The 14,054-nt window shown below is 38.9% G+C and carries 13 protein-coding genes; 7 read left to right on the top strand and 6 right to left on the bottom strand.

Annotated features, from left to right (window positions below):
• Positions 1-13: 13 nt before the first annotated feature.
• Positions 14-2,518 (bottom strand): TonB-dependent receptor domain-containing protein, encoded by a 2,505-nt coding sequence (locus ACQ86H_RS26930; protein WP_431293082.1) that lies wholly within the window; start codon positions 2,516-2,518, stop codon positions 14-16.
• A 218-nt stretch (positions 2,519-2,736) separates the two neighbouring features.
• On the opposite strand from ACQ86H_RS26930, the gene ACQ86H_RS26925 reads away from it, so the two are divergent.
• From ACQ86H_RS26925 to ACQ86H_RS26915, 3 genes are all read left to right on the top strand, one after another.
• On the top strand, positions 2,737-3,657 hold the full coding sequence (locus tag ACQ86H_RS26925; RefSeq protein ID WP_431293081.1) for an NAD(P)-dependent oxidoreductase: 921 nt from the start codon (positions 2,737-2,739) through the stop codon (positions 3,655-3,657).
• A gap of 7 nt (positions 3,658-3,664) precedes the next feature.
• A complete protein-coding gene (locus ACQ86H_RS26920; RefSeq protein WP_431293080.1) occupies positions 3,665-4,123 on the top strand; it encodes a hypothetical protein in 459 nt (152 codons plus the stop codon).
• Between the two features lie 310 nt (positions 4,124-4,433).
• Positions 4,434-4,901: an OsmC family protein gene (locus tag ACQ86H_RS26915; RefSeq protein ID WP_138819598.1), complete on the top strand. Its 468-nt coding sequence runs from the start codon at positions 4,434-4,436 to the stop codon at positions 4,899-4,901.
• Positions 4,902-4,979: 78 nt separating this feature from the next.
• Here ACQ86H_RS26915 and ACQ86H_RS26910 read toward each other — a convergent pair whose 3' ends face one another.
• Positions 4,980-6,860, bottom strand: coding sequence for a M1 family metallopeptidase (locus ACQ86H_RS26910; RefSeq protein WP_431293079.1), 1,881 nt, complete (start codon positions 6,858-6,860; stop codon positions 4,980-4,982).
• A 307-nt stretch (positions 6,861-7,167) separates the two neighbouring features.
• Between ACQ86H_RS26910 and greA the strand changes: the two genes are divergently transcribed.
• Both greA and ACQ86H_RS26900 read left to right on the top strand, forming a co-directional pair.
• Entirely contained in the window at positions 7,168-7,641 is a 474-nt protein-coding gene (gene greA / locus ACQ86H_RS26905; RefSeq protein ID WP_010603520.1) for a transcription elongation factor GreA, read from the top strand.
• Between the two features lie 88 nt (positions 7,642-7,729).
• Entirely contained in the window at positions 7,730-8,128 is a 399-nt protein-coding gene (locus ACQ86H_RS26900; RefSeq protein ID WP_138819600.1) for an HIT family protein, read from the top strand.
• 57 nt (positions 8,129-8,185) lie between these two features.
• On the opposite strand, the gene ACQ86H_RS26895 is transcribed toward ACQ86H_RS26900, so the two are convergent.
• The gene (locus ACQ86H_RS26895; RefSeq protein ID WP_431293078.1) at positions 8,186-9,142 is read right to left on the bottom strand and encodes a hypothetical protein; all 957 of its coding nucleotides are present in this window, start codon (positions 9,140-9,142) and stop codon (positions 8,186-8,188) included.
• A 75-nt stretch (positions 9,143-9,217) separates the two neighbouring features.
• Between ACQ86H_RS26895 and ACQ86H_RS26890 the strand changes: the two genes are divergently transcribed.
• Positions 9,218-9,856: an RNA polymerase sigma factor gene (locus ACQ86H_RS26890; RefSeq protein ID WP_246862690.1), complete on the top strand. Its 639-nt coding sequence runs from the start codon at positions 9,218-9,220 to the stop codon at positions 9,854-9,856.
• Positions 9,853-11,028: a hypothetical protein gene (locus tag ACQ86H_RS26885; RefSeq protein WP_431293077.1), complete on the top strand. Its 1,176-nt coding sequence runs from the start codon at positions 9,853-9,855 to the stop codon at positions 11,026-11,028. Before ACQ86H_RS26890 ends, ACQ86H_RS26885 begins: the two co-directional genes overlap by 4 nt.
• Here ACQ86H_RS26885 and ACQ86H_RS26880 read toward each other — a convergent pair.
• From ACQ86H_RS26880 to ACQ86H_RS26870, 3 genes are all read right to left on the bottom strand, one after another.
• The gene (locus tag ACQ86H_RS26880; RefSeq protein ID WP_431293076.1) at positions 11,025-11,915 is read right to left on the bottom strand and encodes a pirin family protein; all 891 of its coding nucleotides are present in this window, start codon (positions 11,913-11,915) and stop codon (positions 11,025-11,027) included. The two genes, ACQ86H_RS26885 and ACQ86H_RS26880, sit on opposite strands and share 4 nt — an antisense overlap.
• Before the next feature lie 723 nt (positions 11,916-12,638).
• A complete protein-coding gene (locus tag ACQ86H_RS26875; protein ID WP_431293075.1) occupies positions 12,639-13,739 on the bottom strand; it encodes an NADH:flavin oxidoreductase in 1,101 nt (366 codons plus the stop codon).
• A gap of 11 nt (positions 13,740-13,750) precedes the next feature.
• The gene (locus tag ACQ86H_RS26870) at positions 13,751-14,053 is read right to left on the bottom strand and encodes an ArsR/SmtB family transcription factor (RefSeq protein WP_431293074.1); all 303 of its coding nucleotides are present in this window, start codon (positions 14,051-14,053) and stop codon (positions 13,751-13,753) included.
• Position 14,054 lies beyond the last annotated feature (1 nt).

Genomic DNA, 14,054 nt, shown 5'->3' with positions numbered 1-14,054 from the left:
CTTAGATTTTTTTCTAAGCACCCTTGGTTAAATTAGAATGATCCTTCATCAGGACGGTTGTCCTGATCTTCTTTTTCTTTTTATTAGTACCGGTAAATGTGGTTTTTCCAAAGCGGTAAGAGAAAGTTAAATTCCCCATTGTTCCTTGAAACTGGCGTTCAAAATCAACAATTGTGGCTCTGTCTTCGGTGGTCATGCTCCATCTTCTGGTATTAAAGACATCTCTGACATTGAAACTTAAAGATGCTTTTTTGTTAGGGAAATCGTATTTGGCTCCCCCGTCAATCCCATACATCGCATTACGTTTTCCCTGTGCCATCACTTCTGGTGCCCTATAGTCGCCGCGCACCTGTAAAGATAAACTCTTAACTACCGTTAAATTTCCGGTCAGGTTGGCGTTCCAGCTAAAGCCACTGCTTGATGGAATGTCAAATCGTGCATCACCAGCAAACTTTGCCTGGTACAAGTTTACGTTTGTGGTAAAGTTTAAAGCTTTAATCAGGTCAAAGCGGCCAATTAATTCTAAACCGCTATTAATCTGGTTTGTTAAATTTTGAGGGGTTGAGGTAATAATCCCATTAACTGGTGTACTTCTTACGCGTTGGATTACATCATTGGTCTGACGGAAATACAAGCTTGAAGTTAAGGTTACTTTTTTCCAGTACTTGCTATAACCCAACTCAAAAGAGTGTACATCCTCAGGTAATAAATTAGGGTTACCGCCTCTGTAGTTTAAGGGGTCAGAAACATCCAAAAATGGATTGGTATCCCATGGACGTGGTCGGTTTACACGACGGGTATAACTCAGTTGAATCTGGTTATCGCCCTTTAGTTTCTGTGTTAAGAATACGCTTGGGTATATCCTTTTGTAATGAATGTTTCCTTCGGCAGTGGTTAATACATTATTCGTATAACCTTCTAAATGTGTATCTAAACGTGCATCTTCTCCCCTTAAACCTATTTGATAACCAAAATCTTTAATCTGGTTCTGGTAATTGAAATACAGGGCATGCACCTGATCTTTACTATCAAAACCATTAATCAACTTGTTGTTGCTGATGTAGATAGTGCTGTTGGTTAGGATCGAATCTGCATATTGATCATTTTTCCCTAAGCGGATCTGGCTGCGGTAACCTACTTCAATTTTACCCGCTTTACCTACTGGCAGGGCATAATCTGTCTGAATATTATAGTTGGTGTTATTACCTGTATTAAATACACGCTGTAAACTTAAGGTTTCGTCAATGGGTACACCATTGCGGTTAGTAGTATTGGTGCTGTAATATTGATCGTTATTATTGGTGCCATACGAGTAACCGAAGTTAAAAGTTAACTCCTCTTTCGGTTTCTTAAACTTCTGCACATAATCCAAATTAGCATCATAACTACTGCCATAACCATCAGTATTGTTGGTTCTGGTACTTAACAAAACAGGAGATTGATTGATGTTCAACTGTCTGATATTAAGCAAGTCATTGCGTTCATTTTCCCTTGAATTGAAACCGCCAGATAAGCTGATTACACTTTTAGGTGCTAAATAATAGTCAATACCCGCTTTGGCATTATGTCCTTTATCTAATGATTTTGAAACGGTATTCTGATTGGCAAATCGTGTTACAAGTGTATCTGGCTTATAAAAAATATCCTGAAAACCACCACCCACGCGGTTTCCATAACGGTAGCCATAGTTTCCATAAATGTTTACTTTACTGTTTTGAAAACTTAAGTTGGTATTGGCATTATAATTATCACGGTTACCTGCTGTTAAAGCAAGTGAACCATTAAATCCAAGTTTTGTATTTTTCTTAAGTACAATGTTAATGATACCTGATTGGCCTTCAGCATCGTATTTTGCTGATGGATTGGTAATTACTTCAACACTTTCGATGGAACTGGCAGGAATGGATTGAAGAATCTGTGCTACATTACCACCGGCAATTAAAGATGGCTTTCCGTCAATTAATACTTTAACACCCGCAGAGCCGCGTAAACTCACATTGCCATCCATATCGGTAGAAACGGAAGGGATATTCTGCAATAAATCGCCAGCAGAACCCCCTTCGCTGATTACACTCTGATCTACTGCGAAAATCTTTTTATCAATGCCCATTTGCATACCCTGTTTCTGGCCGGTCACGGTAATTTCGCTTAATACATTACCTTTTGCCGCATTCATTTTAATGTCGCCAAAATTTAAGGTACCCGTACTTGCGGTAATCGTTACATTGTCCCTAACCATGGTTTGGTAACCAACGAAGCTGATTTTAAAGGTAAAAGTCCCTGTAGGGATTTCTGTCATTACAAATGCACCATTCACATCTGTTTGAATTATTTTGGCATTTTTTGCTGTGGCTTTATTGATTAAGACTGCCGTTGCAAAAGGAATGGTTTCTTGTGTTTTGGCATCTTTGAGTACTCCGGTAATTTTTGCTTTTCCGCCTGTTTGTGCAAAAAGACTAAATGAAAAGGTGAGCAGTAATAGGATAATCTGTATTGTTCTGTATTGAAATAGTTTCATTAAAAATTAAATTTCGTGTGTTTTTATAAAGGGAGACAAAGTAACGGCAAGTAAGTTTAATAAATGGGCCGTAACTATTTTATTACAGCCATTTTATAGTAATATTTTTGTGGGCTAATTTACAGTTTGCAGTTCGTAAATAGCAGTTTTCAGTTTTGCCAGCAGCAATGATAGAATATTACAATTGATCAATCTGTAAAATGTTACTTTTGCTTATTATGAAAAGGATATTAATTGTTGATGACCTGCATCCTGTATTTAAAGAACAGGCAACTGCGATGGGTTACCAGGTTGATGATGAACCGCAGATTACGCGTCAACAAACTTTAGATAAAATAAAAGACTATACTGGTATTGCCGTAAGGACGAAATTTAGGATAGATGCCGAAATTTTTGCTGCCGCTCCAAATTTAAAGTTTGTAGCCAGGGCAGGGGCTGGTTTGGATAATATTGATGAGAAAATCGCCTTTGAAAGAAATATAGAGCTGATTAATGCACCCGAAGGCAATTGTGATGCTGTTGGTGAACATGCCACCGGCTTGCTTTTATCTTTGATGAATAACTTCCGCAGGGCGGATATGGAAATCAGAAATGGTGTTTGGGACCGTGAAGGGAACCGCGGTTACGAACTGAAAGGCAAAAAGGTTGGCATTATTGGTTATGGTTTTATGGGACAGAGTTTTGCGAAAAAACTGGCTGGTTTCGAAGTGGATGTAATGGCTTATGATAAATATAAAACAGGTTTTAGCGATGCTTTTGCCCGTGAGGTGAGTATGGAAGAAATTGTAAAATACAGTGATGTGCTGAGCTTACATATTCCATTAACGGCCGAAACGAAGCAAATGATGGATGAAGAATATTTTTTTCATTTTAAAAAGCCGATTTTCTTTATCAATACGGCCCGCGGCGAAATTGTAAATACACCTGCGGTGCTAAATGCCATAAAAAGCGGCAAGATTTTGGGCGCAGGTTTAGATGTTTTACAAACTGAGAAATTTCCTGCTTTGGGTGAACAGCCCTGGTATGATGAATTAAAAAATAACGAAAAAGTGATTTTAACGCCACATGTGGGTGGCTGGACGTTTGATTCGTATCGTAAGATTTCGGAAGTTTTAGCGGATAAACTGCGTAAGATTTAGTCTCTGTATGGCAAATCAAGCTATTAATTCAAGAGATTATATTAAAAGTATCGATTTCGAATATGTTGAAACCTATTCCTTTCAGCTAAATACTTATTACTTTGAAACGAATAGAAATTCTGATACAATATCCTGGCATGATCAACGTATTACTGGTCCGGATAAAAAAATAAATCCTTCTTCAAGAAAAATTAGTTCATTTCAATGTGCTGATGCTGAGGGAATCACATTGATTCGAATTTTGGAAATCGACGTTGCGAATATGCCTGCATGGATGTGTGCGCCTATTTACAGGGATGCTATCGTATTTTACAATAAAGATCGTGAAGTTGTTTCCGCACTTAATATATGTTTTGAATGTTTGTATATGGAAAACAATATGGGAATTAATATTGAAGCAGACGAAAGTACATATGATCTGCTTAAATCATTCTTGATTTCAAAAGGACACGAAATCAGCTCATAATTTTACAGAAAGATAAATACCTTACTGGGGTCGAAAATCTTTAAGGTTACCTAAAGACTTCCTGAAGTTCTTTTGCGTATGGGCTGGGTAAGCCTTTGTTAGCTAAACCTGATAGAACGGAAAGCCCACAGCGCAGCGAGGACTTGGAGAGATAGCAGGACTTTCGGGACCGAAGCACTGCCGAACCCTCATTTTCAAAATTAATTATTTATCTTTTTAGCCATTGGTACATCTAAGCGATAAAACCCGATGGTTTCAAAAAAGTAATTTTATTTTCTTAAATTGGCAATACAATCTAACCAATTTTATCATGCCGAAAGATCACTTATATTCAACCACAGTTACCTGGACGGGCAATAAAGGCTCGGGCACAATGGATTACCGTTCGTACGATCGCGATTATATTATTTCAGTAAAAGGCAAGGCGGATATTTCGGGATCATCAGATTCTGCCTTTTTGGGCGATAAATCTAAATATAACCCTGAAGACCTCTTATTGGCCTCGATTTCCAGCTGTCACATGCTCTGGTATTTACATTTATGCTCTAAAAACGAAATCGTAGTGATCGATTATAAAGATGAGGCAGTAGGTACAATGGAAGAATTGGCTGATGGAAGCGGAAGATTTAGAGAAGTTACCCTTCACCCCCAGGTTTTAATAGCTGATAAGGCACATTACGAACTTGCAGCATCTCTGCATCACGAAGCCAATAAAATGTGTTTTATTGCCAATTCACTAAATTTTCCGGTTAAACACGAGCCAGCTCTCAGTTATTAGTTTTCAGTTCTCAGTCAACAATTTCAGTTGGCAGCTTATATCTAACTGCCAACTGAAAATTGCCAACTTTGACCTGAATTATTTTACCTCATAAATGTTATCCCCTGGTGTAGCATCTACATAAATGCCGTTATCCAAACTGATTGACGTTATTTTTTTAGTGGTATTAATCGTGATATTAACTTCTTTTTGATTTGCTTTCCAAACCGCTGGTGTTTGGTGTATGGTCTCAACTTTTCCATCAGCATAAGTGACTACCACATCAAAAGGAATTGCAAAACCTCCAACATTTTTAACAGCTAACGTAGATTTTCCTTTTGCAGGTGTTAATTTGGCGATCGCTAAATCAAGATAGTTGTTGGTAAAGAACCAGTTTTGGAAAAACCAGTTTAAATTCTGACCGGAACCTGCATTCATCGAATTAAAATAATCCCATGGAATTGGATGCTTGCCATTCCAGTTGCTCATATAAGTATGTAGTGCTTTCTTGAATAAGTCATCTCCAAGCATATCTTTTAAAGCCAAATATGATAAAGACGCTTTTCCATAAGCGTTGTTCCCATAACCAGCTCCTGAAACCTGATCGGACATTGAAATTACCGGTTGATCTTCTTCAGTAGATTTATCGTTAATGTATTGATCAACTCTAAATTTCTTGTAAAAATCATCAGCAGCTTGTTTGCCATGCTCGGCAATACCAATTAAATATTCGAATGTAGTGGCCCAACCTTCATCCATATAAGCATAACGGGTTTCGTTAATGCCCATGTAAAAAGGAAAGTAAGTATGTGCCACTTCGTGGTCTTGAACCAACTGTGCAAAAACAGGATCTCCAAACTGCGAATCGTTTACCATCATTGGGTATTCCATATCGGCAAAACCCTGAAAAGCAATGGTTTTTACATAAGGATAGGGGATACCCGGCCAATTATTCGAGAACCAGTCTAAAGCATTGAGATTGTATTTAACCGAGTTAACAAAGTCTTTTCCGGTGATTGGATTATATGCCGCCTGAGCGCTCGATCTGCGGTTGGTCTTTTTATCTACAATTACACTAGCGCCATCCCAAACATAGTGGTTGCTGAGTGCAAAAGTAACATCGGTAATGTGGTTTACCGCGAACTTCCAGGTATTCCAGTCTTTTTGCTGGGTTACTTTACCACCCTTCATTTCCTGCTCGGTAGCAATGTGGATTACTTCATCACCGGTATATGATTTCTTTAAACGCGCAGAAATTTCAGGTTGCAATACCTCATCCGGGTTAAGGAAATCGCCTGTGGCATATACCACATAATTTTTAGGCGCTTTGATCGAAAATTCGTAATCGTTAAAATCGTTATAAAACTCGGCTCTATCCGTATGCGGAATGCGGTCCCAGCCATTATAATCATCATAAACCGAAATGCGGGGATAGCTGTAAGCTACAAAAAACGAGTTGGGATCAATCTGCCCCTCGCGTCCACTTTCTTTTGATAATGGGTAATCCCACTCTATTTTAACTGTAATTTTCGATTTTGGTAATAAAGGTTTCTTTAGCGGTACATTACCTACTGTTCCCCAGCTTTTGCTATCCACTTTATAAGTTTCGCCATCTACCGATAAAGCGATAATATTTAAACCCGTACTCAAAAAGTCTTCACTTACGGCTCCACTTCTTGGTGAAGTTGGTTTATGCAGGTTGTTTACAAAGCGGATGGCCAGGTTTTTTAAGGTATCGGAACTGTTGTTACTGTACAAAATTTCTTCTTTACCACTCACCACTTTGGTTTCGGCATCTACCTTAATATCCATATTGTATTTACCGTGGTTTTGCCAATAATTTGGACCAGGTTTTCCATTCATTGAGCGTGTACCCTTGGCGTATGCCGCTTTGATATTCCGGGGCATATAAAGCTCCTGGGCCGAAGCCATATAAACGCCCAAACTGAGGAGCAGGGCGATAGGAAATAACTTTTTCATTTTTTAAGAATAATTTAAGCTAAATTAAAACTAATGATTGAATTAGAAAATGATTGAGTGAGAGAATGATAGATTTTTGAATGAGTGTATGATTGAATGTTACATTTCTGGTGGGTCTTACCTCTCCTATAAGCCGATTGATGTAAAAAAAGATCCTGAAATCTAAAAATCCGTTAAATCTTAATCTTTTATTTGCTTTTGTAATTTCCAGATTTTATCTTCGTTATAATTGAAGCAAGACTATGTAGCAAACCAACTATATAGTCTTGTTTGTTTTTTATAGCGTTTGAATAAAATTAATAGAGCAATGACAGAGGTAACATACTACACCCAAGAGGGGTTAGATAAATTAAAAGAGGAAGTTCATTATTTAACAACCACCGGTCGTCAGCTAATATCTAAAGCAATTGCAGAAGCAAGGGATAAAGGTGATTTATCGGAGAATGCAGAATACGATGCTGCTAAAGAAGCGCAAGGTTTGCATGAAGCAAAAATAGCGAAATTAAAAAATACGCTGGCAAATGCACGTTTAATTGATGAGTCTAAATTAGACTTATCGAAAGTATTAGCATTATCCATTGTAAAAATAAAAAATGTTAAAAACGGTGCAACCATGACTTACCAGTTGGTAGCAGAAAGTGAAGCTGATTTAAAAACCGGAAAAATTTCTGTTAAATCGCCGATTGCGCAAGGTTTATTAGGTAAATCGGTAGGTGAGTTTGCCGAAATTGAAGTACCTGCAGGTAAAATGCAGTTTGAAGTGCTCGAAATTTCGAGATAAGCGAATAGCGTTTGGCAGTCGGCGTTTATTAAGGGCCTATCGCCAAATGCTTAACCCTAAACCTCACCCCCTAAACCCTATACCTCAAATGACTGTCTTTTCAAAAATCGTTGCAGGCGAAATCCCTGCACATGTTGTAGCCGAAACCGTAGAATATTTAGCCTTTTTAGATGTTCAGCCGTTAACTGCAGGGCATGTATTGGTGATCCCTAAGATTGAAACCGACTATATCTTCGATATGGATGAGGATTTATATGTTGGTTTGTGGATGTTCGCTAAGATTGTAGCCAAAGGTGTAAAAATTGCTTTCCCTTGTAAAAAGGTAGGTGTTTCGGTAATCGGATTGGAAGTTCCGCACGCACATATCCATTTAATACCGATGAATAGTGTAAGCGATATGAACTTTAGCAAAGAAAAATTAAAGCCTACCCATGAAGAATTGGCTGAGGCTGCTGAGAAAATTAAGCAGGCTTTATTAACTGTATAAAAAAGGCCGGCTGCGAAAACACAGCCGACCGTCCTAACCCGCCTAACCCAAATATTTTTATTGTGCCGGGGCAACAGTAGCATTTAGTTGTAATACCGGCCAAGTTAAACCTGGCCCTCTTCCGATTACTATGCCCAGGTTGTCTCCTCTTTTTACATCTGAGATCCAGTAGTATAATGGCCATCCTTTATAGGTTAACTGTTTTTTGTTAATTGTGGCTACAGTAATTACACCAACATCCGTTTTTGTTACCGCAGAAGGTACGTTAAGCACTTCAGATTCATACACTGGCCAAATACCTTCTTGTGTTACACTCTTGGTGTATGTGTTTACACCATTTTTGTCTGGCGCAAAAGCATACAAAGTACGTCCTTTGCTGTCAGTTAAGTAAATGGTTTTGCCATCGCCTACAGCATAAGTACTGGTGTAATTGATACTGTTTCCCGTTAATTGTGCATTAGCCAGCATTAAAGAATAATCGGGCTTGGCTACAAACCATATTCCACCAACACCATCCCCCTTAATATCACCTTTTGCAGCATCGCCGGCAAAATAATAAAGTGGATAACCGCGATAAGTACTCTGTTTACGGCCATCGGCACGGGTAACTTCACCAACTTCGGCTTTGTTCAGGTTTAAATCTGTACTGGCATCTGCAGAATAATAAAGTGGCCAGGTGGTTTCGCAACCATCTGTACAGGTTGGTGCACCTGCAGCATCATTTGCGAAAAAGTATAAGGTTTTGCCGTCTTTATCGGTTAATACTGATCCGAATTTGGCGTTTGTTGCCAATTGGATACCTTTTTTGTTATTACCGATGGGTGTAGGGTCTTCTGAACTATTTTTTTGCAGGCTATAAATACCATGGCTATACATACTAGCGCCAATAGATTCTTTTTTAAGTAGATTAGCATAAGATTTTTGTTTTAGTTTTAACTTTAATAAAAATTGATATGCTGCTATTACGCCCCCAAGTTGTAAATGGTTGCTTGTAGAATGGATATTTTCGACCAAAAACGAACGAAATAAAATATTTTTTAAAAATAAATTTTTAAGGCAACCTTTTGTTATCCCTTGCCGTAATGTGTGTTGAAAGGAGAACTTGTGACCGCTACCCGCGATAGTGAAGAAATTATACAAAAGTATATTCAGGGCTGCATTAGAAATGAAAGAGATAGTCAAAAAGCGCTATACAAACATTTCTATAGCTTTGCTATGGGTATATGTTTACGTTACGCACACGACAGGTTGGATGCTGCAGGGATACTGAACGATGGATTTTTTAAAGCCTTTAAAAATATAGCCAAATATGAAAATTCTAAGGCGTTTATGCCCTGGCTTGGACGGATTATAACCAATACCGCTATCGATTATTACCGGGCCAATCTAAAATTTGCTGATCATGTAGATATTCTTGATCATGAAAATATTGCACAGGTAAGTTCTGTATATGATAAGTTAGCTTATCACGATTTATTGGCAATGGTACAAAAGCTGAGCCCGGGTTACCGTACCGTTTTTAACCTCTTTGCCATTGACGGATATACGCATGAAGAAATTGCTGAAATGCTTGGGATATCGATAGGTACATCAAAATCGAACCTGTTTAAGGCCAGGCAGAAATTACAGGAAATGTTAAAAGCTACTGATGCGAAAACTTACCAGGTGAGGAGTTCGGGCGTAGATAAAAACCTTTTACAGATAAGGTTAAACACAAATATGCAATGAAAGAGGGAAAAGATATAGATAAATTATTTAAAGATGGATTGGGAAACCCCGACCTGCCTTTTAATGATTTAGATTGGGATAATCTGGAGGAGAGATTGCATCCAACACCAAAAAGGAGGATTGTGCCCTTATTTTGGCTTACCGCTGCAGCTGGAATCGCAGCAATATTATTGATCGTATTTTTATTGGTAAAACCATCAAACCATAAAACAGATGTTAATGCGGTGGTAAAAACCGATAAGGAGGATCAAAACCAAACTAAAGCACAATATGATACCGGTGCATTAACTGACGTACCTGCTAAGCAAATCGTTCCTGATGTAAATGCAGATTCAAATTTGTTCGCTATAAAGCAAAGGAATACAGGAGAACGTGGAAAACAGCAACAAAAAAATAATACAGAAATTGAGCAAAAACTGATTGAGAACGGAATCAATAATGCCAATACATTGGCTAACCTGATATATCAACCAACATTAAACTCAGCAAATAATCCTATCGCATTTAAAGATCAGAAAATGACGGTTAACGTTGCCGTTGGTAAGCCTGAACGCATAAAACCGCCGGTTGTGAAACAAAAATCGAGATTTGTATTGAGTATTTTAGCTGCACCTGATTTAACCAGTGTTCAGAAATCCGGGACAAGCAATTTAAGTGGTGGCTTTGGAGTAGAGGCTACTTATATGATTACTAAAAAATTGAGTGTGAGCACCGGAGCGTCTTACGCCAAGAAAATTTACGATTCAGATTTTAGTTTATACAAGCCCAACACCAGTTACGTTTTTAATGTGGCCCCATCAAAAATCCATGCCAATTGCGATGTAATCGACATTCCTTTAAACGTAAATTATAAGGTTTTTGGAAATAGCAGAAATTCAGTTTCAGTGAGTACCGGGCTTTCGAGTTATATCATGTTAAAGGAACAGTATACCTACTCTTACAATGGTACGTATCAAGGTCCTCAAAATTTCGAAGTAAGAAACGAGAACCAACATTATTTAGGTATTGCCAATGTTGGGGTAGAATTTCAACATAAAATAAACAATAATTTAAGTATTAGTGCTAAACCTTTCATGAAAATCCCATTAACCGACATTGGTTATGGCAATTCAAAACTATCCTCAACAGGTGTAGCAGTTTCGGTAAATATGAACTTATTTAAGAAAAATTAATGTTTAATATTTTTAATCGGGTCGGGTAAAGGTACAAAACCTGTTTCTCCGGGAACAGGCTTAAAGCTTTGTTCTAACCATTTTTGCTTTGCTTTTTCGATGAGTTCTCTATCCGAGGCCACAAAATTCCAGTAAATGAAGCGCTCTTCAGGGAAAGGCTCGCCGCCAAAAATGTAAACCGTAGTATTGGCGTGCATGGTGAATTCGCAGAGTTTGGCATCGTTAGCAATTAAAATCTGGCGGGGTTCGAAAATATGGCCGTCACTTTCTATTGCTCCTTCTAAAATATACAAGGCACTCTCTCCGAAAAGATAATCGCCAATATTTACTTTATTACGATTTGTGCTTTTCAACTCTAGAAAATACAGCGGACTGTAGATGGGTACGGGTGATTTTCGTCCGAAAGCTTCTCCGGCGATTAATTTAATGGCAACGCCATCTTGCTCCCATGAAGGGATATCGGCACTATCTACGTGAAAAAATTCCGGGTCCATTTGTTCCAGCGCTTTTGGCAAAGCCACCCAGATCTGTAAGCCATGGAGCATTTTATCGGTATGACGAAGGTATTCAGGAGTTCTTTCTGAATGTACAATGCCGCTGCCTGATGTCATCCAGTTTACCTGCCCGGGTTTGATTACCACATCAGAGCCAAGACTGTCTTTATGGGTAATTTCTCCTTCGAACAAAAAAGTTAGGGTAGAAAGTCCAATATGCGGATGCGGCGGAACATCAAGATTTTCGTGATCGCTCATCGCTGCCGGCCCCATGTGGTCGATAAAAGAGAAAGGACCAACCATGCGTTTCTCTCTGAAAGGCAAAAGTCTGCCAACCATAAAATTGCCAATATTTGCGGGCCTTTCTTCGACAATGAGTTTAATGTTCGACATCTGGAGATCAATTTTAAAGAGGTGAATTTAAGGAAAAAGGCTGGGATTTAAATTGAAATTCTATTCGTCACATTATTTCGAGTGAGTGCAACGGAGTCTGGAAACCTATAAGAACGGTATTTGGAAATGTGGATTCCGAAAGAAATGAATAATGATTGCATACGTGTCAGATGGTAACATCTAACTCCACAGAAAGATAGATCTCTCCATTTCACTGCATTTCAGTCGAGATGACGAAACCTAATTATCAAGAAGAAGACCTGTTTTGTTTTGGAAAGCAATTACAGAAGCTTTTGGGTTATTGTAGTCCCGCTCCGCTTCTGCCAATTTGAAGGAATTGGCATCCCGCTTTAATCGGGTTTAGTTGGACCCGGTATTGCTACTGTCAGAGGTCAAATAAACCCGACCGCCAGCGTTATTCCGACTTTTTCAGTCGGGATTAAGCGAAGGGCGGGGCTGGAGCAACCGAAGCATTGCAGGTACTGCTTTAATAAACATAGAGAAAAAATCTATTCATTTATCATATAACTTACGAAATTTCTCTTTCGTTGCTGAAAAAGGCTGCTCGTAATGATGGATTAGCCGAAAATGCAACTAACTCCGTGATTTCTGCGTTTTCCGTGGCAAAAATTCTGATGTCAGATGGTAACATCTGATATCACCAACAAAAAAGCATCTCAAAAGAGATGCTTTTAAATTAAAAAGAAAAATAAGGATATTTATTTATACTAACTGCATTAAAGCCTCTTTGCTAAAGCCTTTCAATTCTTCCATGCGGTTATGTTTAATTTTTTCTACCCAGTTTGGATCTGCTAAAAGCGGTCGACCAACGGCTACTAAATCGAAGTCGCCCCGGTCCATTCTACGTACCAGTTCGTCTAATGAGCTAGGTTGTGAACTTTGACCTGCGAAAGCACCAAAGAAATCGCCATCCAAGCCAACAGAACCTACTGAAATAGTTGCTTTTCCGGTTACTTTTTTCGCCCAACCTGCAAAGTTCAAATCAGAACCTTCAAACTCAGGCTCCCAGAAACGACGTTGCGAACAATGAAAAATATCAATTCCGGCTTCGGCCAATGGTGCTAACCATTGTTCCATTTCCTGCTCGTTTTTAGCCAATTTGAAATCATAGGCAGCAGGTTTGAATTGTGATAAACGGATAATTAAGGCGAAATCTTCACCAACCCTTTTCCGTACCTCTGTAATTACTTCAACAGCAAAACGGGTACGCTCGGCTAAGGTTTTGCCTCCATAAATATCGGTGCGGTTATTTGTACCATCCCAAAAAAACTGATCGATCAGATATTGGTGTGCACCATGTATTTCAACCGTATCGAAACCCAAAGCTTTGGCATCAGCCGCCGCCTGACCAAAAGCAGCAATGGTATCAGCAATTGCTGCATCTGTCATAGGTACACCGTTTTCGAAACCAGGTTTGTTAAAACTTGATGGACCTTCGAAAGGTGTATCTGGTAACCAGCCTGATGCGTGGTTTTCCATAATTCCCTGGTGCCAGATCTGTGGGCCCATTTGCCCGCCGGCCTGGTGAACGTCATTAATTACCTGCTGCCATCCCGCCAAAGCTTCGGTACCATAAAAATGTGGAATGTTTGGATCTGCGGAAGAAGATGGGCGGTTAATTACAGTACCTTCTGACAAAATTAAGCCTACTTCGCCAGCGGCTCTTTTTGCATAATAGGCTGCAACTTCGGGTGTTGGCACTCCGCCTGGAGAGAAAGATCTCGTCATTGGTGCCATTACAATCCTGTTTTTTGTATTTAATGTTTTAAGGCTAAAGGGCCTGAATAAACTATCTGTGTTCATATATTTCTAAATTATAATTCGGTATTGATGATTTCGCTTAATTTTTTTAAGCCTTTTTTATTGCGTTTGTAATAAGTCCATTGGCCCAGGCGGGTAGAGCTGATTAAATCAGCACGCTGTAAAATAGACAGGTATTCGGAGATGGTACTTTGTGATAAACCACTTTTAATCTGGATCTGCCCAACGCAAACACCAACGTTTTCAAAATCGGCATTTGGCTGTTCCGGAAAGTTTAACTCGGGCTCTTTTAGCCAACCTAAAATCTGTAAACGTGTTTTGTTCGAAAGGGCTTTAAATATTTCTACCTGATCCATG

The organism is Pedobacter sp. P26 (genome assembly GCF_050632135.1).
Classification (GTDB): domain Bacteria; phylum Bacteroidota; class Bacteroidia; order Sphingobacteriales; family Sphingobacteriaceae; genus Pedobacter.
Note: the sequence above shows the minus strand (reverse complement) of the source record. Positions and strands in the feature narration are given on the sequence as shown.